The 19,555-nt window shown below is 74.0% G+C and carries 15 protein-coding genes and 1 pseudogene; 6 read left to right on the plus strand and 10 right to left on the minus strand.

Going from position 1 to position 19,555, the window contains the following annotated elements; genetic code table 11:
- Nucleotides 1–287 (minus strand): hypothetical protein (locus tag FHL79_RS10060; protein WP_138758467.1); only part of this gene is annotated, 287 nt, incomplete at its 3' end.
- Nucleotides 284–1,186 (minus strand): mechanosensitive ion channel family protein, encoded by a 903-nt coding sequence (locus FHL79_RS10065; RefSeq protein WP_138758468.1) that lies wholly within the window; start codon nucleotides 1,184–1,186, stop codon nucleotides 284–286. The genes FHL79_RS10065 and FHL79_RS10060, both read right to left, overlap by 4 nt.
- A gap of 215 nt (nucleotides 1,187–1,401) precedes the next feature.
- Between FHL79_RS10065 and FHL79_RS10070 the strand changes: the two genes are divergently transcribed.
- The 3 genes from FHL79_RS10070 (at nucleotide 1,402) to FHL79_RS10080 (ending at nucleotide 6,151) form a co-directional block, all read left to right on the plus strand.
- The gene (locus tag FHL79_RS10070) at nucleotides 1,402–3,213 is read left to right on the plus strand and encodes a BCCT family transporter (protein ID WP_246080592.1); all 1,812 of its coding nucleotides are present in this window, start codon (nucleotides 1,402–1,404) and stop codon (nucleotides 3,211–3,213) included.
- Between the two features lie 113 nt (nucleotides 3,214–3,326).
- Entirely contained in the window at nucleotides 3,327–5,054 is a 1,728-nt protein-coding gene (locus FHL79_RS10075) for a methyl-accepting chemotaxis protein (protein ID WP_138758470.1), read from the plus strand.
- A 107-nt stretch (nucleotides 5,055–5,161) separates the two neighbouring features.
- Nucleotides 5,162–6,151 carry an acyl-CoA dehydrogenase family protein gene (locus tag FHL79_RS10080; RefSeq protein ID WP_138758471.1) on the plus strand — a complete coding sequence of 330 codons (990 nt, stop codon included), beginning with the start codon at nucleotides 5,162–5,164 and terminating at the stop codon, nucleotides 6,149–6,151.
- A 62-nt stretch (nucleotides 6,152–6,213) separates the two neighbouring features.
- Here the strand turns inward: FHL79_RS10080 and FHL79_RS10085 are convergent, their stop codons facing one another.
- From FHL79_RS10085 to FHL79_RS10100, 4 genes are read right to left on the minus strand one after another with little or no spacing between them, the layout of a single operon-like run.
- A complete protein-coding gene (locus tag FHL79_RS10085; protein ID WP_138758472.1) occupies nucleotides 6,214–7,032 on the minus strand; it encodes an ABC transporter ATP-binding protein in 819 nt (272 codons plus the stop codon).
- Nucleotides 7,029–8,111, minus strand: coding sequence for a FecCD family ABC transporter permease (locus FHL79_RS10090; protein WP_138758473.1), 1,083 nt, complete (start codon nucleotides 8,109–8,111; stop codon nucleotides 7,029–7,031). The genes FHL79_RS10085 and FHL79_RS10090 overlap by 4 nt, the downstream gene beginning before the upstream one ends.
- A 5-nt stretch (nucleotides 8,112–8,116) precedes the next feature.
- The gene (locus tag FHL79_RS10095; RefSeq protein ID WP_138758474.1) at nucleotides 8,117–9,181 is read right to left on the minus strand and encodes a FecCD family ABC transporter permease; all 1,065 of its coding nucleotides are present in this window, start codon (nucleotides 9,179–9,181) and stop codon (nucleotides 8,117–8,119) included.
- Nucleotides 9,182–9,240: 59 nt separating this feature from the next.
- Nucleotides 9,241–9,831, minus strand: coding sequence for a TetR/AcrR family transcriptional regulator (locus tag FHL79_RS10100; RefSeq protein ID WP_138758475.1), 591 nt, complete (start codon nucleotides 9,829–9,831; stop codon nucleotides 9,241–9,243).
- Between the two features lie 117 nt (nucleotides 9,832–9,948).
- On the opposite strand from FHL79_RS10100, the gene FHL79_RS10105 reads away from it, so the two are divergent.
- Both FHL79_RS10105 and FHL79_RS10110 read left to right on the plus strand, forming a co-directional pair.
- Nucleotides 9,949–11,142 carry an acyl-CoA dehydrogenase family protein gene (locus FHL79_RS10105; RefSeq protein ID WP_138758476.1) on the plus strand — a complete coding sequence of 398 codons (1,194 nt, stop codon included), beginning with the start codon at nucleotides 9,949–9,951 and terminating at the stop codon, nucleotides 11,140–11,142.
- Between the two features lie 52 nt (nucleotides 11,143–11,194).
- On the plus strand, nucleotides 11,195–11,464 hold the full coding sequence (locus FHL79_RS10110) for a DUF2277 domain-containing protein (RefSeq protein ID WP_138758477.1): 270 nt from the start codon (nucleotides 11,195–11,197) through the stop codon (nucleotides 11,462–11,464).
- A 9-nt stretch (nucleotides 11,465–11,473) separates the two neighbouring features.
- Here FHL79_RS10110 and ilvA read toward each other — a convergent pair whose 3' ends face one another.
- The 4 genes and pseudogenes from ilvA to FHL79_RS10130 form a co-directional block, all read right to left on the minus strand.
- Entirely contained in the window at nucleotides 11,474–12,733 is a 1,260-nt protein-coding gene (gene ilvA / locus FHL79_RS10115; protein WP_218938413.1) for a threonine ammonia-lyase IlvA, read from the minus strand.
- Nucleotides 12,734–12,806: 73 nt separating this feature from the next.
- A complete protein-coding gene (locus tag FHL79_RS10120) occupies nucleotides 12,807–14,300 on the minus strand; it encodes an HNH endonuclease signature motif containing protein (RefSeq protein ID WP_138758479.1) in 1,494 nt (497 codons plus the stop codon).
- 161 nt (nucleotides 14,301–14,461) lie between these two features.
- Nucleotides 14,462–15,001 (minus strand): annotated as a pseudogene (locus FHL79_RS10125) (SDR family NAD(P)-dependent oxidoreductase); the annotation flags it as partial.
- Nucleotides 15,002–15,114: 113 nt separating this feature from the next.
- Nucleotides 15,115–16,023, minus strand: coding sequence for an SDR family NAD(P)-dependent oxidoreductase (locus FHL79_RS10130; RefSeq protein ID WP_138758480.1), 909 nt, complete (start codon nucleotides 16,021–16,023; stop codon nucleotides 15,115–15,117).
- 142 nt (nucleotides 16,024–16,165) lie between these two features.
- On the opposite strand from FHL79_RS10130, the gene FHL79_RS10135 reads away from it, so the two are divergent.
- Nucleotides 16,166–19,540: a pyruvate carboxylase gene (locus FHL79_RS10135; protein ID WP_138758481.1), complete on the plus strand. Its 3,375-nt coding sequence runs from the start codon at nucleotides 16,166–16,168 to the stop codon at nucleotides 19,538–19,540.
- Nucleotides 19,541–19,555 lie beyond the last annotated feature (15 nt).

Below are 19,555 nucleotides of genomic sequence, written 5' to 3' on the forward strand. Positions count from 1 at the left end.
GGGTCGGCGGGCACGTAGGACCGGGGCACCTGGATGGTGCGCCCGTCCGAGGTGGTCACCGGCACCGTGCCGCCGGCGTCCCGCGGCAGTGCGGCGTTGAGGCCGAGCAGCAGCACGAACAGGCAGCCGATCACCAGCGTGGAGGTGCGGGCGCGGCCGATCCGGGACGGGATGTGCCGCCACACCCGCGCGCGGCGGGTGGCCGGCGCGGTGACGACCGTCGGCTGCTCGAGCGTGGTCATCGGCAGCACCGTCGTGGGCCGCTCGTCCGGCGAGGGCCTGGTCATGCGCCACCTCCGCTGCGCACCCGGTCCTCGGCCAGCGCCTCGTCCTGCACGTCGTCGTCCTGGGCGGAGGTGGCGCGCAGCGACACGCCCTCGCGGGACAGGGCCAGCGCCACCCGGGCGCGCAGGTCCCGGCCGACCTCGAACTGCTTGCCCGGCAACGTCCGGGCGACGATCCGCAGGTTCACCTCGTCCAGCGCCAGGCTCTCCACGCCCATCACGCTCGGCGGGTCGAGCAGCAGCCGGTGCAGCCGCTCGTCGTCGTAGGCGCGCCTGCCGACGTCGCGGAGCACCTCCTGGACCCGGTTGACGTCGGTCGTCGCCGGCACCGGGACGTCCACCACCGCGCGGGCCCAGTCCCGGGACAGGTTGACGACCTTGACGATCTGACCGTTGGGGACGATCACGACCTCGCCGTTGACCGAGCGCACCCGGGTGATCCGCAGGTTGACGTCCTCGACGGTGCCCTCGGCGGGGTCGCCGCCACCGACCACCTGGATCGCGACGACGTCCCCGAAGCCGTACTGCCGCTCGGTGATCAGGAAGAAGCCGGCGAGCACGTCGCCGACCACCCGCTGCGCGCCGAAGCCGAGACCCACGCCCAGGACGGTGGCCGGCGCGACCAGGCCGGTGACCGGCACGCCGAGGCGCTCGAGCACGAAGAAGATGGTGACCGACCAGATCATCACGATCGCCGCCCAGGTCAGGACCTGGGTCAGCGAGTGCCGGTGCTTGGCCGCCTCGGACCGCACCAGCGCGTCCGAGCCGGTCGCGGTGGCGTCGATCCGGTCGGTGATCCGCCTGCCGAGCCAGCTCACGAACCGGGCGAGCAGCACCGCGCCGAGGATGATCAGGAGCGCTTCGAGGCCTGGCCCGCGGAGCCAGTCGAGGATGTCGTCCATCGGCGCCCAGTGTGCCCGCTGGCCCCGGCTCAGCCGCGCTGGGGTGCGGGCGGCCGGTGACTCTGAGTCATGAACTCGTGATCATCTTCGGTTTGCGATGCGCGCCGACCGAGCGCACGGTGTTCCGGTCGTCGTCTCGAGCCCGCGGACGGCGCCCGACGCCACGCATGACGAACGAAAGGGGAGGCGCCCCGACCGCGGGCCGCCACACCACTGTGAGCACATCCTCCGCACCACCCGGCCGCGGACGCCGCGGACCGAGGGCCGAGCGCCACCACGCGGGCGGGGTCCACCCCGCGCTGGCCCACCCGCCCACCTCGGCCGCCGAGGGCTCGGGCCGGCTGGACGTCGTCGTCTTCGGCGTCGCGGCTGTCCTCGCGCTGGCCTTCCTCGCCTGGGGCTTCCTGACCCCCAGCGGCCTCGGCAGCGCCAGTGGCGGCGCGCTGACCTGGATCGAGACCAACCTGGGCTGGCTGTTCGTGGTCCTGGCCTCGGGGTTCGTCGTCTTCGTCCTGTGGCTGGCCACGAGCCGCTACGGGCGGATAACGCTGGGCCGGGACGGCGAGGCGCCCGAGTTCCGGACCATCTCCTGGATCGCGATGATGTTCAGCGCGGGCATGGGGATCGGCCTGATGTTCTACGGCGTCAGCGAGCCGCTGTCGCACTACGTGTCACCGCCCCCCGGCACGGTCGGCGGCTCGACGCCGGAGGCCGCCCGGACGGCGATGGCGACCACGCTGTTCCACTGGACGCTGCACCCGTGGGCCATCTACGCCGTCGTCGGGCTGGCGATCGCCTACGGCACCTTCCGCCGCGGCCGCCGCCAGCTGATCAGCGCCGCGTTCGTCCCGCTGATCGGGCGTCGCCGCGCCGAGGGCCCGGCCGGGCGGGTCATCGACGTGCTGGCGATCTTCGCCACGCTGTTCGGCTCGGCGGCCTCGCTGGGCCTGGGCGCCCTCCAGATCGGCAGCGGCATGGAGATCCTCGGCTGGGCCGGGACCGTCGGCAACGGTGTGCTGGTCGGGATCATCGCGGTGCTCACCGCGGCGTTCGTCGCCTCGGCCGTCTCCGGGGTCGCCAAGGGGATCCAGTGGCTGTCCAACACCAACATGGTGCTGGCGGTGGTGCTCGCGGTGTTCGTCTTCGTCGCCGGCCCGACGGTCTTCATCCTCAACCTGCTGCCCGAGGCGATCGGCGGCTACGTCGCCGACCTGGGCGAGATGGCCGGCCGCACCGAGGCCTCCGGCGGGGACGCGATGGCCACCTGGCTGCGCGGGTGGACGGTCTTCTACTGGGCCTGGTGGATCAGCTGGACGCCGTTCGTCGGGCTGTTCATCGCCCGGATCAGCCGCGGCCGGACCATCCGGCAGTTCGTCACCGGCGTGCTGCTGGTGCCCAGCGCGGTCAGCCTGGTCTGGTTCGCCGTCTTCGGCGGGGCCGGCATCGCCGCCCAGCGGGACGGCGCCGACGTCGCGGGCCAGGCGACGAGCGAGGGGCAGCTGTTCGGCGTGCTCCAGCAGTACCCGCTGGCCACGGTGATGACGGTGCTGGTCATGGTGCTCGTGGCCGTCTTCTTCGTCTCCGGTGCCGACGCCGCCTCGATCGTGATGGGCTCGCTGTCCGAGCGGGGCACCCTGTCCCCGAGCCGCCGGGTCGTCGTCTTCTGGGGCGTCGTGATGGGTGCGGTCGCGGCGATCATGCTGCTGGTCGGCGGGGACGACGCCCTCACCGGGCTGCAGAACCTGACGATCATCGCCGCGCTGCCGTTCGCGCTGGTGATGGTGGGCATGGCCGTCGCCCTGGCCAAGGACCTCCGGTCCGACCCGGCGGTCCTGCGCCGGGCGTACGCCAACGAGGCGGTCGAGCAGGCCGTCGTCGACGGCATCACCCGGCACGGGGAGGACTTCCAGCTGGTGGTCGAGCCGACGGCGACCGACCGGGACCGGGTGCAGCCGCTGCCGGCCGAGGACCGGGTGCCTGACCCGGACGACGTCCCGGTCGGGCGGCCGCAGGCCCCGCGCGACTGACCGCCGGCTGGTGCTGGTGAGGCGGGAGGGCTGCCGGGGGTGCACCCGGCACGCGGACTGCCGATGGGAGATCCGAGAACCGCCAGTTCTCGCCCACCCTGAGGAGCCCGACCATGACCCGTGACCCGTCCTCCCCCGCAACGGCCGACGCCGGGCGTGCCGGCAACGGGGGGAACTGGGCGGCAGACCGACCGGTCGGGGTCAAGATCGGCGCGACGGTGGGGGTGCTCGGGCTGGTCGCCGTCGGGCTCACCACGCTGGCCACGGTGCGGATGGGGGACCTCAGCGACCAGCAGGACGCCCTCTACGCCGAGAGCGTGGAGCCGCTCACCGAGCTGAGCGGCATCCAGCGCGCCTTCCAGGGCGACCGGGCGCGCTACATCACCTACCCGCAGGTGGACGCCGCCGGCCGGCAGGCCCTCCTCACCGAGCTGGCCGAGCGGCGCGACGACCTGCAGCAGAAGCTGGACGGGTACGAGCCGCTGGCCACCTCGCCGGCCGCCTACGCGACGCTGACCGGCGACCTGGACGACTGGTACGCCGTCGCCACCGGACAGCTCGTCCCGGCGGCCGACGCAGCGAGCACCGCTGACGCCGCGGCGGCCGCGGCGCTGGTGGGCACCACCCGGAACGCGCTGGCCACGGCCGCCGGCGCGAGCGCCGCCGCCTTCCAGGCCGATGCCGTGGTCGGCGGCGTCCTGACCGGCGCCCTGCAGGACGCGACCGACGTGCTGATGGACGACATGCAGGCGGAGCTGGACGCGCAGACCGCCGGCGCCGCGGCGGTCAAGGACGCGGGCAACGCCGCCGCCGCCGGCGCCACCCGGCTGCTGTGGGTGGTCCTGGCGTTGAGCCTGCTGGGAGCCGGGGCGCTCGCGGCCTGGGTGATCCGGCAGATCACCGGGACCGTCGCCCACGTGAGCCGGACCGCCGACGCCATGGCCCGCGGCGACCTCACCGTCTCCCCCGAGGTGCGCTCCGCCGACGAGCTGGGCCGGATGGCGGCCTCGCTCGGGCGCGCCCAGGCGCACCTGCGGTCGGTGCTGGCCGGCGTCGCCGCCTCCTCGGACGCCGTGGCTGCGGCGTCGGAGCAGCTGTCGGCCTCGTCCGCCCAGATCTCCGCCTCCGCGGAGGAGACGTCCGCGCAGTCCGGGGTGGTCTCCGCCGCCGCGGACGAGGTGTCCCGCAGCGTGGCCACGGTCGCGGCGGGTGCGGAGCAGATGGGCGCATCGATCCGGGAGATCAGCCAGAACGCGAACGAGGCGGCCCGGGTGGCCACGCAGGCGGTCGGCGAGGCCGAGGCCACCACCGCGACGATCACCCAGCTGGGCACGTCGTCGCAGGAGATCGGTGCCGTGGTCAAGACCATCACCTCGATCGCGGAGCAGACCAACCTGCTGGCGCTGAACGCGACCATCGAGGCCGCCCGCGCCGGTGAGGCCGGCAAGGGCTTCGCGGTGGTGGCCAACGAGGTCAAGGAGCTGGCGCAGGAGACGGCGCGGGCGACCGAGGACATCGCCCGGCGGGTGGAGGCGATCCAGGGCCACACCTCGGGCGCGGTCTCGGCGATCGGCCGGATCTCGGAGATCATCGGTGCGATCAACGACTACCAGTTGACCATCGCCAGTGCGGTGGAGGAGCAGACGGCGACGACGAACGAGATGTCCCGGTCGGTGCAGGAGGCCGCGGGCGGGTCGACCGAGATCGCCACGAACATCACCGGGGTCTCGACCGCGGCGTCCTCGACCACGCAGGCGCTGGGGCAGACCCGGCAGGCCGTGGACGAGCTGTCCCGGATGGCCAGCGACCTGCGCTCCGCCGTCGGCGCCTTCACCTACTAGAAGGACCCCCTTGCCCCCCACCACTCGCAGGCTCGCGGCGGGCCCCTGCAAGGGGGCCTGACTGCCCCCCCACCCCTCGCTCCGCTCGTGGCGGGCACGATGGCGGCGTGACCGACGTCGTCGCCCGGGCCCGGGTGCTCGCCGAGGAGCTGCTGTTCCCCGCGGCCGCTGCGGTCGACGCGGCGGGGGCCGTGCCGCGCGGGCACCTGGACGCGCTGGCCGACGCCGGCCTCTACGGGCTGACCGGTCCACGGGACACCGGCGGGCTGGCCGCCGACCCGCAGACCGTGGCCGCGGTCATCGAGGAGCTGGCCGCCGGCGACCTGTCCACGGCCTTCGTCTGGCTGCAGCACCTCGGCGTCCTCGGCGCGCTCACCGACGGTCCGGCGGGGCTCCGGGACGAGTTCCTGCCCGACCTGTGCGCCGGACGGCGGCGGGCCGGTGTCGCGCTGCAGGCCGCACTGCGCCCGGGTCCGGCGGCGGTCACCGTGCGGCGGGCCGGGGACGAGCTGGTGCTGGACGGCGCCGTCCCGTGGGTGACCGGATGGGGGCACGTCGACCTGCTGCTCGTGGCCGCGCGGGACGACGCCGACGACGTCTGGTTCGTGCTGGTCGACGCGGCGCCGTCCCCGACGTCGACCGCGGTGCCGCAGCGGATGGTCGCGGTGTCCGCCAGCGCGACCGTCGAACTGCGTCTCGCCGGGCACCGGGTGCCGGTCGCCCGGCTGGTGGGCACCGTGCCGCTGGCCGCCATCCGGGCCGGTGACGCGGCCGGGTTGCGGCCCAACGGCTCGCTGGCGCTCGGGCTGGTCGCCCGCTGCGCGCGGTTGCTGGGTCCCTCGCCGTTGGACGACGAGCTGGTCGCGGCGCGCACCCGGCTCGACGTGGCCGGACCGGAGCAGCTGCCCGCGGCCCGCGCGGCGGCGTCCGCGCTGGCCCACCGGGCGTCCGGCCTGCTGGTCACCGCCACCGGGAGCAGTGCGGTGCTGGCCGGGGCGCACGCCGAGCGGCTCGCCCGCGAGGCGCTGTTCCTGCTGGTCTTCGGTTCCCGCCCGGCGATCAAGAGCGCGCTCGTCGCCGAGCTGGGCGGCTGGTGAAGGACCCCCGTGCCCCCCACCACTCGCAAGCTCGCGGCGGGGCCCTGCACGGGGGCCGCCGCTCAGCGCAGCCGGCGGACCGGGACGACCATCGGGGTGCCGGTGACCGGGTCGGGCACCACCCGGGCCTCCAGCTCGAACACCTCCGCGAGCAGCTGCTCGGTGAGCACCTCCGCGGGGGTGCCGGAGGCGATGAGGACGCCGTCCTTCATCGCGACCAGGCGCTGCGCATAGCGGGCGGCGAGGTTGAGGTCGTGCAGGACGACGACGACGGTCCGGCCGCGCTCGGTGTGCAGCCGGCCGACCAGCTCCAGGACGTCGACCTGGTGGGCGAGGTCGAGGTAGGTCGTGGGCTCGTCGAGCAGGAGCAGGTCGGTGCCCTGGGCCAGCGCCATCGAGATCCAGGCCCGCTGCCGCTGACCGCCGGAGAGCGCGTCCACCGGTGAGTCGGCGAGCTCGACCATGTCGGTCCAGGTCAGCGCCTCGGTGACGACGGCCTCGTCGTCGGAGGACCACTGCCGCAGCCAGCTCTGGTGCGGGTGCCGGCCGCGGGCGACCAGGTCGGCGACAGTGAGCCCCTCGGGTGCCAGCGGCGTCTGGGGCAGCAGGCCGAGGACCTTGGCGACCTCCTTGGTCGGTGTCGAGGTGATCGCCCGGCCGTCGAGCAGCACGGAGCCCGCGGTGGGCCGGAGCAGCCGGCCGAGCGCGCGCAGCAGGGTGGACTTGCCGCAGCCGTTGGGGCCGACGATCGCGGTGAAGGACCCGTCGGTGAGCTGCAGGTCCAGGTCTGCCACGACGACCTTGTCGCCGTAGCCGAGCCGGACCCCGTCGGCGGCCAGCCGCACCGTCGCGGTCGTGGAGGGGCTCTCGAGAGCGGTCACAGGGTCGTTCGCCGCCTTCCGCGGACCAGGAGCCAGAGCAGGTACGGGGCGCCGACCACCGAGGTGACCACGCCGACGGGGAACGTCTCGGGCAGCACCGTGCGGGCCACCAGGTCGCTGGCCACGACGAGCAGTGCGCCGAGCAGCCCGGCGGCCAGCAACGGCGGCCTCGAGCCGCCGGTCAGCCGGACGGCGATCTGCGGGACGACGAGGGCGACGAACTGGACAGGCCCGGCTGCGGACACCGCGAAGGCGGCCAGCGCGACCGCGACCACCACGGTGACCGCCTGCGCCAGCGGCACCCGCACGCCCAGGCCGCGTGCCGTGTCGTCGCCGAACTGCAGCGCGCCGAGCACCCGGCTCAGCGCGAGGGAGACGGGCAGCAGGACCAGCAGCGCGAGGGCCAGCGGCAGCGCCTGGTCCCAGCCGCGGCCGTTGAGCGAGCCGGTGATCCACACGTTGGCGACCGCGGCGTCCTGGATGGTGCTGCGGGTGAGCAGGTAGCGGACCACCGCCAGCGCCATCGCGGACAGCCCGATGCCCACCAGCACCAGCCGGTAGCCGTCGAGGCCCTGGTTCCAGGCCAGGCCGAACACCAGCAGCGCCATGAGCAGGCCACCGGCGAGGGCGGCGGCGGGCAGGCCGAGCCCGCCGAGCAACCGGCTGGCCGTCGTCGTCCCACCCAGCACGATCACCGCGACCGCGCCGACCGCGGCACCACCGGTCACGCCGAGGATGTCGGGGCTGGCCAGCGGGTTGCGGGCGAAGGTCTGGATGAGCGCCCCGGAGATGCCCAGCGCCGTCCCGACCAGGACGGCGACGGCGATCCGGGGTGCCCGCAGCCCGAGCACGATGAACTGCTGGGTGTCATCGCCCGCACCGACCAGCACCCGCAGCACGTCGAGCACGCTGATCGGGTAGTCGCCGCGGCCGAGGCTGACCGCGGCGGCGAGCACGAGCACCACGAGCACGAGCAGCGGGACGACGAGCTGGCGGCGCCGGTAGGTGGCCGAGAACCCGCCGACCCGGAGGGTGCGCCGCGGGTCAGGCCGTGCCGCGGGAGCGCGCGTGGGCGCCACCGCGGTCACAGCATCGCCAGCTTGCGACGGCGGACCAGGGCGATGAAGAACGGGGTACCGACCACGGCGAGCACGATGCCGACCTGCAGTTCTCCGGGGCGGGCGACCACCCGGCCGAGCACGTCGGCGAGCAGCAGGAACACCACCCCGAGGAGCCCGGCGTACGGGACCAGCCAGCGGTGGTCGGGACCGGTGACGGCCCGCGCGACGTGCGGCACGACCAGCCCGACGAAGGCGATCGGGCCGCAGCCGGCAGTGGCTGCGCCGGTGAGCAGCGTGATCGCCAGCAGGCCGGTCCCACGGGCCAGCCAGATCCGGGTGCCGAGCCCACGGGCGACGTCCTCACCGAGGCCCAGCAGGTTCAGCGCCGGCGCGTTCACCATGGCCGCCACCAGACCGAGGACGACGAACGGTGCGATCTGGCCGACGACGTCGGCGTCCCGGCCGGCGAGGGCGCCGACCACCCAGAAGCGGAAGGCGTCCAGCGCCGTCGTCTCGCGGATGGTGATCGCCTGGACGAGGGCGAAGAGCAGGAAGCTGAGCGAGGACCCGGCCAGGGCCAGGCTCACCGGCGTCGCCCCGCCGCGGCCGGAGGACCCGACCAGGTAGACCGCGACGCTGCCGAGGAGCGCGCCGGCGAAGGCGAACCAGATGTAGCCCGAGGCGGTGGAGACGCCGAACAGCCAGATGGAGAGCACCACGGCGAACGAGGCGCCGGCGGTCACGCCGAGCAGGCCCGGGTCGCCGAGCGGGTTGCGGGTGTGGCCCTGCATGAGCGCGCCGGCGACGCCCAGCGACAGGCCGGCGAGCAGGCCGAGGAGGGTGCGGGGGACCCGGAGCTGGCGGACGATGACCGTCTCGTCGCCCGGCGTGCTGCCGTCGAGGAGGGCGTGCCAGACGGTGCCGAGGCCGATCGAACGGGTGCCGACGGCGATGCTCAGCGCGCAGACCGCCACGGTGAGGACCAGCAGCAGCCAGAGGCCGAGCAGGCGGCTGCCCCCGCCGCGCAGCAGGCCGTCGCGGGCGGCGTGGGCCGCTGCGGGGGGCCGGGTGGCGGTGCGCTGCGCCACGTGCGGCTCCTGGGGACGGCGGGGCTGGTAAGGCTCACCTTACCCAACCGGTCCCTGTCCTACCGCGGGGCGGTGCCGGCCACGACGAGGTCGGCGAGCTCCCGGTAGGCCGCGGCGTCGTCCAGGCCGGTGGCGGCGGTGATCGCGCCGCGGTGGATGGCGTCCATCACCGCGGCGACCGCCGCACCCACGAACGAGGCGTGCACCGGGCGGATGGTCCCGGCGGTGACACCGTCGGTCACCAGCCGCTGCACCCGGGCCGCCGCCGAGCGGGTGTTGCGCTCGTAGATCTCCCGGGCCGGCGCGAACGCGGCGACGTCGGCGAAGAAGGCCGCCGACGCCGGCTGCAGCTGCTCGGCGACGGCCAGCAGGTAGGCGCTGAGCTGCTCGCGGTGGTCGGCCGGGACGGCGGCCCGCTCCTCGACGGCGACCGTCGCCCGCTGGAAGAAGCGCTTGACCACGGCGACGACCAGCTGCTCCTTGCTCGCCGCCAGTCCGTACAGGGTGCTCTTCGAGCAGTGCAGCCGCCGGGCGAGGTCGTCGAGGGTGAACGCGCCGAACCCCTCGGCCAGCACCAGGGTGACCAGCTCGTCGAGGAGCTCCTCGCGGCGTGCCTGGGTGCGGGTGGAACGCGTGTCCAGTGACGTCATCAGGCCTCCTCCGCGGTCCCGGACAGTAACAAGGCGCCCCGTCGGAGTACTGCGTACAGTCCCTGAGTACTGACACGAGTCCGGGACGGCGTCGTCCCGGAGCCCCGGAGGTGCGCTGTGCCCGTCTCTCGTCTGGTCCCCTCGCAGGAGGCGGCCGACCTGCTCGACCTCACCCGGCAGCTGGCCCGCGAGGAGCTGGCGCCGCGCGTCGTGCAGGCCGAGGCCGACGAGGCCTTCCCGCGCGACGTGTTCCGCACGCTGGGCCGGGCCGGGCTGCTCGGTCTGCCCTACGGCGAGGACGTCGGCGGCGGCGGTCAGCCCTACGAGGTCTACCTGCAGGTGCTGGAGGAGATCGCGGCGGTGTGGGCCAGCGTCGGGGTGGGCGTGAGCGTGCACGGGCTGTCCTGCTTCGGGCTGGCCACCCGCGGCACCCCCGAGCAGCAGCAGCGCTGGCTGCCGGACATGCTCGGTGGCGAGCTGCTCGGCGCCTACTGCCTCTCCGAGCCGCACGCCGGCTCCGACCCGGCGGCGATGCGCGCCCGGGCGGTCCGCGACGGCGACTCCTACCTGCTCTCCGGGGACAAGGCCTGGACGACGCACGGCGGGCAGGCCGACTTCTACAAGGTCATGGCACGCACCTCCGACGACCGGTCGCGCGGCATCTCGTGCTTTCTGGTGCCGGCCGACGCCGCCGGGCTCACCGCGGACCCGGCCGAGCGCAAGATGGGGCTCACCGGTTCGACCACGGCCACCATGCGCTTCGAGGACGTGCGGATCGACGCCGACCGGCTGCTCGGCGCCGAGGGCGAGGGGCTGCCGATCGCGCTGTCCGGGCTGGACGCCGGTCGGCTGGGCATCGCGGCGGTCGCCACCGGCCTCGCCCAGGGCGCGCTGGACGACGCGGTGGCGTACGCCAGGGAGCGGGAGACCTTCGGCGTCCCGATCATCGAGCACCAGGGGCTGGGCTTCCTGCTCGCCGACATGGCGGCCGCGGTGGAGACCTCCCGGGCGATGTACCTGGCTGCGGCCCGGCTGCGCGACGCCGGTCAGCCCTACGGCCAGCAGGCCTCCATCGCCAAGCTGGTCGCCACGGACAACGCGATGAAGGTGACCACCGACGCCGTCCAGGTCTTCGGCGGCTACGGCTACACGCGCGACTTCCCGGTCGAGCGGTACATGCGCGAGGCGAAGGTCATGCAGATCTTCGAGGGCACCAACCAGATCCAGCGGATGGTGATCAGCCGGGCGCTCGCCAAGGGCGGCAGCGACCGGACCACGGTCGCCGGCACCGGCTTCGCCCTCGCCCGCTGAACCGCCGTCCTCCAGGGGCCATGTTGGCCAACATGGCCCCTACGCTGGGCGCATGTGCCGGAACATCCACGTGCTGCACAACCTGGCGCCCGCGACGACGTCGGATGAGGTCCGGGCCGCCGCGCTCCAGTACGTCCGCAAGGTGAGCGGGTCGGCCAAGCCGTCGCAGGCGAACCAGGCCGCGTTCGACCGGGCGGTCGAGGAGATCGCGCACGCGACCGAGCACCTGCTCGCCGACCTGGTCACCACCGCGCCGCCCAAGGACCGCGAGGTGCTCGCCGCGCAGGCGCGCGCCCGCGCCGCGGTGAGGTACGCCCGCTAGGGAGTTCGCTCACACGAGGAAGCGGTAGGCGGTCGTGCCGGGGGCCAGGTGCTGGATCTTCAGCGGACCGGACTCGATCCGGGCCATCAGCGGTGCCAGCCCGTCGACGCTGCCCAGCTCGATCCCGGTCAGTGCCGCCCCGGTCTCCCGGTTGTCCCGTTTGACGTACTCGAACAGCACGATGTCGTCGTCCGGGCCGAGCACCTCGTCGAGGAACCGGCGCAGCGCCCCGGGCTCCTGCGGGAACTCGACCAGGAAGTAGTGCTTGAGCCCGCGGTGCACCAGTGAGCGCTCCACGACCTCGGCGTACCGGCTGACGTCGTTGTTGCCGCCCGACAGCACGCTCACCACCGTCTGACCGGGCTCGACGACGACGCTGCCGCCGGTCAGCGCCGCACTCGCCAGGGCGCCCGCGGGCTCGGCGATCACCCCGTCGACCTGGTACAGGTCCAGCATCTCGGTGCAGATCTGCCCCTCGGGCACGGTCACCAGGTCGCAGCCGGCGTCGCGCACCAGCGGGAAGGTGACGTCGCCGGCCCGGCGGACCGCCGCACCGTCGACGAACGTGTCGATCTCCGGGAGCTCCACCGGACGCCCTGCTGCCATGGCCGCGGCCATCCCGGCAGCGCCGGCCGGCTCCACGCCGACCACCCGGACGCCGGGTGCGTTCTCTCCCAGCCAGGTGGCGCAGCCGGCGAGCAGGCCCCCGCCGCCGACGGGGAGGACGACGACGTCGGGCACGCTGCCCAGCTGCTCGAGGACCTCGACGGCGACGGTGGCCTGCCCGGCGACGGTGGACAGGGAGTCGAAGGCGGGCACCAGCGTCGCGCCGGTGGCCAGAGCGTGCGCAGCAGCAGCCGACGCAGCGTCGTCGTAGGTGTCGCCGAGGACGACGAGCTCGACCATGTCCCCGCCGAGCGCGGCGATCCGCTGCCGCTTCTGCCGCGGGGTGGTGCCGGGGACGAACACCTTGCCGCGGACGCCGAGGACCCGGCAGGCGTAGGCCACACCCTGGCCGTGGTTGCCGGCGCTGGCGGTCACCGCCCCGGCGGCGCGACCGGCGGCGTCCACTTGGCTGATCGTGTTGTAGGCCCCGCGGACCTTGTACGAGCGGCCGACCTGAAGGTCCTCGCGCTTGACCCAGACGGCGGCGCCGGTGAGCTCGGACAGTCGGGCGTTGCGCTGCAGCGGTGTCCGCTCGGCGACGCCGGCCAACCGGCGGGCGGCCTGCGAGACCTCGGCGGAGAACCCTGTGCGCACATCGGTCACGGTCGCCATCCTGCCCCGGCCGCTGATCCGTGCTGCCCGGCGGGACGCAGCCGCGCTCGGCGGCATGCCGGGGTCAGAACGGTGGAGGGTCGTCGTCGGATGATGGCGCTGGTGGCTCGGGTGCTGTCTCGGTCGGCGGTGGTCGCATGCCCGGTGGTCGGGTCGTCCGGGTGACTCCCGATGGGGTGGTGACCTGGAGGACGCCGTCGGGGGTCATGGTGAACCGCCAGCCGGGGGCGAAGGTCTTGAGCCGGTGGTGGGAGCGGCACAGGCAGCACAGGTTGGCGCAGTCGGTCGCGCCGCCGCAGGCGGCGCTGGTGACGTGGTCGAGGTCGGTCCAGCCGACGCGTTGCCCGCAGTTGGGGAAGCGGCACCGCCGGTCCCGGGTGGTGGTGAACGCCCGTTGCCGGGCGGTGGGTTGGTAGGCGCCGGTCGCCGGTGGTGGCCCGGTGACCGGGCAGTCGCACGGAGTCTCGGGGTGCTGGGGGCAGCCTCGGCGGGCCAGCCGGGTGAGTTCGGTGGGGGTGAGGGTGGCCAGCAGCTGCCCGTCCGGGCCGGTGATCGCGAACGTCAGCGTCCCGCCGTCGGGGGCGGTGAGCCCCAACGCACCGACCCGGGCCAGCAGCTCACGGACGTGGGCGGCGGTGATCGGCAACCCGTCCACCTCACCCGGCGTGCTGCCCGTCCCGCCGAGGGCGTCCAGGTCGGCGGCGACGGTGACGTTCGCCGCCACGGCGGGGAGGCCGTGGTCGGCGGGGCGGCGGATCAGCCGCGACAGCACGTGCGCCCGGAGCGCGCCGATCCGGCGGGGGTCGCCGTCGGCTTTGAGCATCTTCGCCAGCTGGTCGACGATGTCGTAGCACTCGACGGCCTCATCGGTGGGCAGGTCCGTCGCGATCGTGGACCGGCCGTCGGTGGCCGAGGGGTAGAGGTGCACGTCGGCGGTCTTCTCCGCCTCCTCGCGGCGCAGGTCGGCGGCCTTGGCGTCCAGCTCGACCATCAGCTCGGTGGCGCGGTCGCGGAGCTTGTACACCGACAGATCGCTCGCCTCGGGCAGCAGTGCGTCCTCGACCTGCCGGGCCACGGCTGCGTTGGTGTGCATCAGCACGTCGGCCAGCGCTCGGGCGCGGGGTTCGTCGAGTTCCCCGGCCTTGAGCGCGGCGAAGGTCCGCGGCAGCTTCTTCTGCCAGGTCAGCGCGTGGTCCAACTTCTTCGAGGCGGTGGTGCGCCCGAGGTTGATCACCGTGGCCAGCTCGGCGGTGAAGAACTCGCTGATCCCGTCACCAGGATCACCGCCGGACCAGCCGGCCTTGCGGGCGCCGGAGGTGCCTGGCAGCGGATCGGTTCTGGCCGGGCGGGCGCCGGCCATGCCGAGGATCAGCTCGGCCTCCCGTGCGGTGTCTCGGGCCCGCCGCTGCTGTATGGCCTGCAACTCCACGGCCGCGCGGTCTGGTGACAACGCGAACGGGTCGGGCTCGGCGTGCCCGTCCCCGACCCAGAACACATCGACCCGCGACCGGAACGACCCAGGCACCTCTGGCCCGGGCAGCTCCGCGGTCGTCGTCATGGACCGAACATACGGGCGGGGTCTGACAATTCTGGCGGCATGAGCTGGGCTTTCCCGGTCCGTATGACGCGGGCGCTGATCCGCGGGCGGATCTGTGGGGACCTGTTGAGGGCCAGGGGGTGGGTGGACCGGTTGTGCAGTTCGGCCGGCGAGTCAGCTCGTCACCAGAGGACGGCGCCCCCGTCGTCGAAGAAGCCACCGCGCGGCCCGTCGTCCGGCAGGGTGGCGAGCCGGATGGCGATGGCGGCGCCCTGCTCGGGCGTCCGCGGCGCGTTGAAGCCGGTGGATTCGGTCGCCACGTGACCGGGGCACGCGGCGTTCACCAGGACGTTCGTGTCGGCCAGTGCGCGGGCGTACTGGGCCGTCATGCTGTTGACCATCGACATCGACGGTGCGTAGGCGGCCATGACCGGCCCGGTCTGCAGTGTCAGCGACCCCATGGTGCTCGACATGTTCACGATGCGCGGCGAGACCGCGCGGCGGAGCAGCGGGAGCATCGCGTTCGTCACCCGGACGACCCCTAACACGTTGGTGTCGAGCACGGTGCGGACGACGTCGAGGTCGAGCGTCGTCGGGTCCTGCGCGCCGTCGGCGACGGAGCCGGAGATGCCGGCGTTGTCGACGAGCACGTCGGGCCGTCCCGCTGTCTGCTCGATGGACGCCGCTGCCGCGGTGGCGCTGGCGTCGGAGGTGACGTCGAGGGCGACCCCGAACGCGTCGACGCGCCGGAGATCACCACGGTGGTCGCCTGGCCGGCCACCAGCACTTCACCAGCGGTCGCCGCACTCGTCCGCTCGGCTGCCGGACTGCGCGCTCAGAACCCGAAGTAGCTGCCCCGGGTCGCCTCCTTCTCCGGCACCGGCGCGAACACGTTCCCGGTCGTCGGCGCCACGGAGTCCCGGGCCATGCCGAACGTCTTCAGCAGCGGCCCGACCAGCACGTCGAACACCGGCGGGAACAGCCGGAAGCCGGCGATGATGATCGGGTTGGCGACGCCCGACTGCTTCAGCCGGCGGGGGTCGTCGATCCGGGCCACGACCGCCCGGGCGACCCGCTCCGGCGTGTAGACCGGCGGCGGCGGGTGGCCGGTGTTGCCCAGCACGGTCGCGGCCTGCTCGTAGATCGGCGTGGTCGTGCCGCCGGGGGCCACCGCGGACACGTGCACGTCGGGCAGGTCGCGCAGCTCCTGCTGCAGGGTGCGGATCAGGCCGAGCTGACCCCACTTCGCGGTGACGTAGGCACCCATCGTCGGCGCGGTGATCGAGGCGAGCAGCGAGCTGACCACGACCACGTGGCCGCGCCGCTGCGCCCGCAGCACCGGCAGCGCGGACCGGAAGACGTGGAAGGTGCCCTGGATCGCGGTGTCGACGACGCGCTCGAAGACGTCGGGCTGGACGTCCTCGATCCGGCCGTAGGCCATCACGGTGGCCGTGTGCACGACGACGTCGAGCCGGCCGAACGTGCTGGTGGCGCGGTCGACGGCCGCCTGCACCGCGTCCGGGTCCAGGACGTCGGCGGGGACGCACTCGACCGCGGACGCCCCGGCGGTCCGGCAGTCGGCGGCCGCGTCGGCCAGCGTGGTCGCGCTGCGCGAGACCAGCACGAGCGAGGCACCGCGCGTGGCGAACTCGATGGCGCTGGCGCGGCCGATGCCGGAGGAGGCGCCGATGACCAGCACGACCTCCTGCTGCGCCGCGGTGGAGGAGAGGTCGTCAGCAGTCACCACCCCCCGCTACCCGGGATCCTCGCGACCACTCACGTCGTGCACAACGGACCTCTCCCACGACCGCACCGTCGGACGTCGCCGCTAGCGTCAGCCCGACGAGGGCGGCTCCGGCGGCCACCCGACACGAGAGGAGACCCCCGTGTTCGAGAAGGTGCTGGTGGCCAACCGTGGCGAGATCGCCGTCCGCGCGTTCCGTGCCGCCTACGAGCTCGGTGCCGGGACGGTCGCCGTCTTCCCGCACGAGGACCGCAACTCCGTGCACCGGCTCAAGGCCGACGAGAGTTATGAGATCGGCGAGCCCGGGCACCCGGTGCGGGCCTACCTGGACGTCGCGGAGATCGTCCGCGCCGCGCAGCGGGCCGGGGCCGACGCCGTCTACCCCGGCTACGGGTTCCTGTCGGAGAACCCCGACCTCGCCGAGGCGTGTGCCCAGGCGGGGATCACCTTCGTCGGTCCCTCGGCCGCGGTGCTGGAGCTGACCGGTGACAAGTCGCGGGCGATCGCCGCGGCCCGGGACGCCGGTCTGCCGGTGCTGCAGGGCACCGAGCCGGGCGACCACGTCGACGTGCTGCTGACCGCCGCCGAGGAGATCGAGGGGCCGATCTTCGTCAAAGCCGTGGCCGGTGGCGGGGGACGCGGCATGCGCCGGGTGGACGACCGCAGCCAGCTCCGCGGCGCGATCGAGGCGGCGATGCGGGAGGCGGAGTCGGCGTTCGGCGACGCCACCGTCTTCCTCGAGCAGGCGGTCGTCGACCCCCGGCACATCGAGGTGCAGATCCTCGCCGACGGCGAGGGCGAGGTCATCCACCTGTTCGAGCGGGACTGCTCGGTGCAGCGCCGGCACCAGAAGGTCATCGAGATCGCCCCGGCGCCGAACCTCGACCCGCAGTTGCGGGAGCGGATCTGTGCCGACGCGGTCGCCTTCGCCCGGGCCATCGACTACACCTGCGCGGGGACCGTCGAGTTCCTGGTCGACCGCGAGGGCCGGCACGTGTTCATCGAGATGAACCCGCGGATCCAGGTCGAGCACACCGTCACCGAGGAGGTCACCGACGTCGACCTGGTGCAGTCCCAGCTGCGGATCGCGGCGGGGGAGACGCTGGCCGACCTCGGCCTGTCCCAGGACTCGATCGTGCTGCGCGGGGCGGCGCTGCAGACCCGGATCACCACGGAGGACCCGGCCAACGGATTCCGCCCGGACACCGGCCGGATCACCGCCTACCGCTCGCCCGGTGGCGCCGGGGTCCGGCTGGACGGCGCCGCCACCCTCGGCGCGGAGGTGGGCGCCTACTTCGACTCGATGCTGGTCAAGCTCACCTGCCGCGGCCGCACCTGGGACCTCGCGGTGGCCCGCGCGCGGCGGGCGGTGGCTGAGTTCCGGATCCGCGGCGTCTCGACCAACATCCCGTTCCTGCAGGCGGTGCTCGACGACCCGGACTTCCGGGCCGGCCGGGTGACGACGTCGTTCATCGAGGAGCGCCCGGAGCTGCTCACCGCCCGCTCCTCGGCCGACCGGGGTACCAAGGTGCTCAGCTACCTGGCCGACGTGACGGTGAACCAGCCGTTCGGCGAGCGGCCGCACCTGGTCGACCCGACCGAGAAGCTGCCGCGGCTGGACCTGAGCCGCCCACCGACCGAGGGCTCCCGCGACCGGCTGCGCGCGCTCGGTCCGGAGGGCTTCGCCGCCGACCTGCGCGCGCAGACCGCGCTCGCGGTCACCGACACCACCTTCCGGGACGCCCACCAGTCGCTGCTGGCCACCCGGGTGCGCACCAAGGACCTGGTCGCCGTAGCCGGGCACGTGGCCCGGGCCACACCCGAGCTGCTGAGCATCGAGGCCTGGGGCGGGGCCACCTACGACGTCGCGCTGCGGTTCCTGCACGAGGACCCCTGGGACCGGCTGGCCGCGCTGCGCGAGGCGGTGCCGAACGTCTGCCTGCAGATGCTGCTGCGCGGGCGGAACACCGTGGGCTACACGCCGTACCCGGAGCAGGTGACGACGGCGTTCGTGGCCGAGGCCGCCCGCACCGGCATCGACGTCTTCCGGGTGTTCGACGCGCTCAACGACGTCAGCCAGATGCGCCCGGCCATCGACGCCGTCCGGGAGACCGGGACGGCGGTCGCCGAGGTCGCGCTCTGCTACACCGCCGACCTCTCCGACCCGGCCGAGCAGCTGTACGACCTGGACTACTACCTGCGGCTGGCCGAGCAGATCGTGCAGGCCGGCGCGCACGTGCTCGCTGTCAAGGACATGGCCGGGCTGCTCCGCCCGCCGGCGGCGGCGACCCTGGTCACGGCGCTGCGCGAGCGGTTCGACCTGCCGGTGCACCTGCACACCCACGACACCCCCGGCGGGCAGCTGGCCACCCTGATGGCCGCCTGGCAGGCCGGCGTCGACGCCGTGGACGGCGCCAGCGCGGCCCTCGCCGGCACCACCAGCCAGCCGGCGCTGAGCAGCATCGTCGCGGCCACCGACCACACCGAGCGGGCCACCGGGCTGGACCTGCGCGCGGTCAACGACCTCGAGCCCTACTGGGAGGCGGTCCGCCGGGTGTACGCCCCGTTCGAGTCCGGGCTGCCCGCACCGACCGGGCGGGTCTACACCCACGAGATCCCCGGCGGGCAGTTGTCCAACCTGCGCCAGCAGGCCATCGCCCTGGGCCTGGGCCAGCGGTTCGAGGAGGTCGAGGCGATGTACGCCGCGGCCGACCGGCTGCTCGGCCGGCTGGTCAAGGTCACCCCGTCGTCGAAGGTGGTCGGTGACCTGGCGCTGCAGCTGGTCGGCGCCGGGGTCGGGGCCGACGACTTCGCCGCCGACCCCGGCACGCACGACCTGCCCGACTCCGTCGTCGGCTTCCTGCGCGGCGAGCTGGGCGACCCACCCGGCGGCTGGCCCGAGCCGTTCCGCAGCCGGGCACTGGAGGGACGCCGTCCGGCCGAGCCGCCCGCCGAGCTCACCGACGACGACCTCGACGGGCTGGCGAAAGAGCCCCGGGCGACGCTGAACCGGCTGCTGTTCCCCGGCCCCACCAAGGAGTACGAGCAGCACCGCGACACCTACGGCGACACCAGCGTCCTGCCCAGCAAGGAGTTCCTCTACGGGCTGCGCGCAGGCACCGAGCACCAGGTCGACCTCGAGCCCGGTGTCCGGCTGCTCATCGGCATCGAGGCGGTCTCCGACGCCGACGAGCGCGGCATGCGGACGGTGATGTGCACGATGAACGGCCAGCTGCGGCCGGTGTCGGTGCGGGACCGGTCCGTCTCGGCCGACGTCCAGCCCGCGGAGAAGGCCGACCGCAGCGACCCGGGCCAGGTGGCCGCGCCGTTCGCCGGCGTCGTCACCCTCGCGGTGTCCGAGGGCGACGAGGTCGAGGCCGGCACCCAGATCGGCACCATCGAGGCGATGAAGATGGAGGCCTCGATCACCGCGCCGCGGGCGGGGTCGGTGACCCGGGTGGCGATCAGCGCCGTCCAGCAGGTCGAGGGCGGTGACCTGCTCGTCGTCCTGGGCTGAGGGGTTCCCCAGGCG

The organism is Modestobacter altitudinis (assembly GCF_005930475.1).
Classification (GTDB): Bacteria; Actinomycetota; Actinomycetes; order Mycobacteriales; family Geodermatophilaceae; genus Modestobacter; species Modestobacter altitudinis.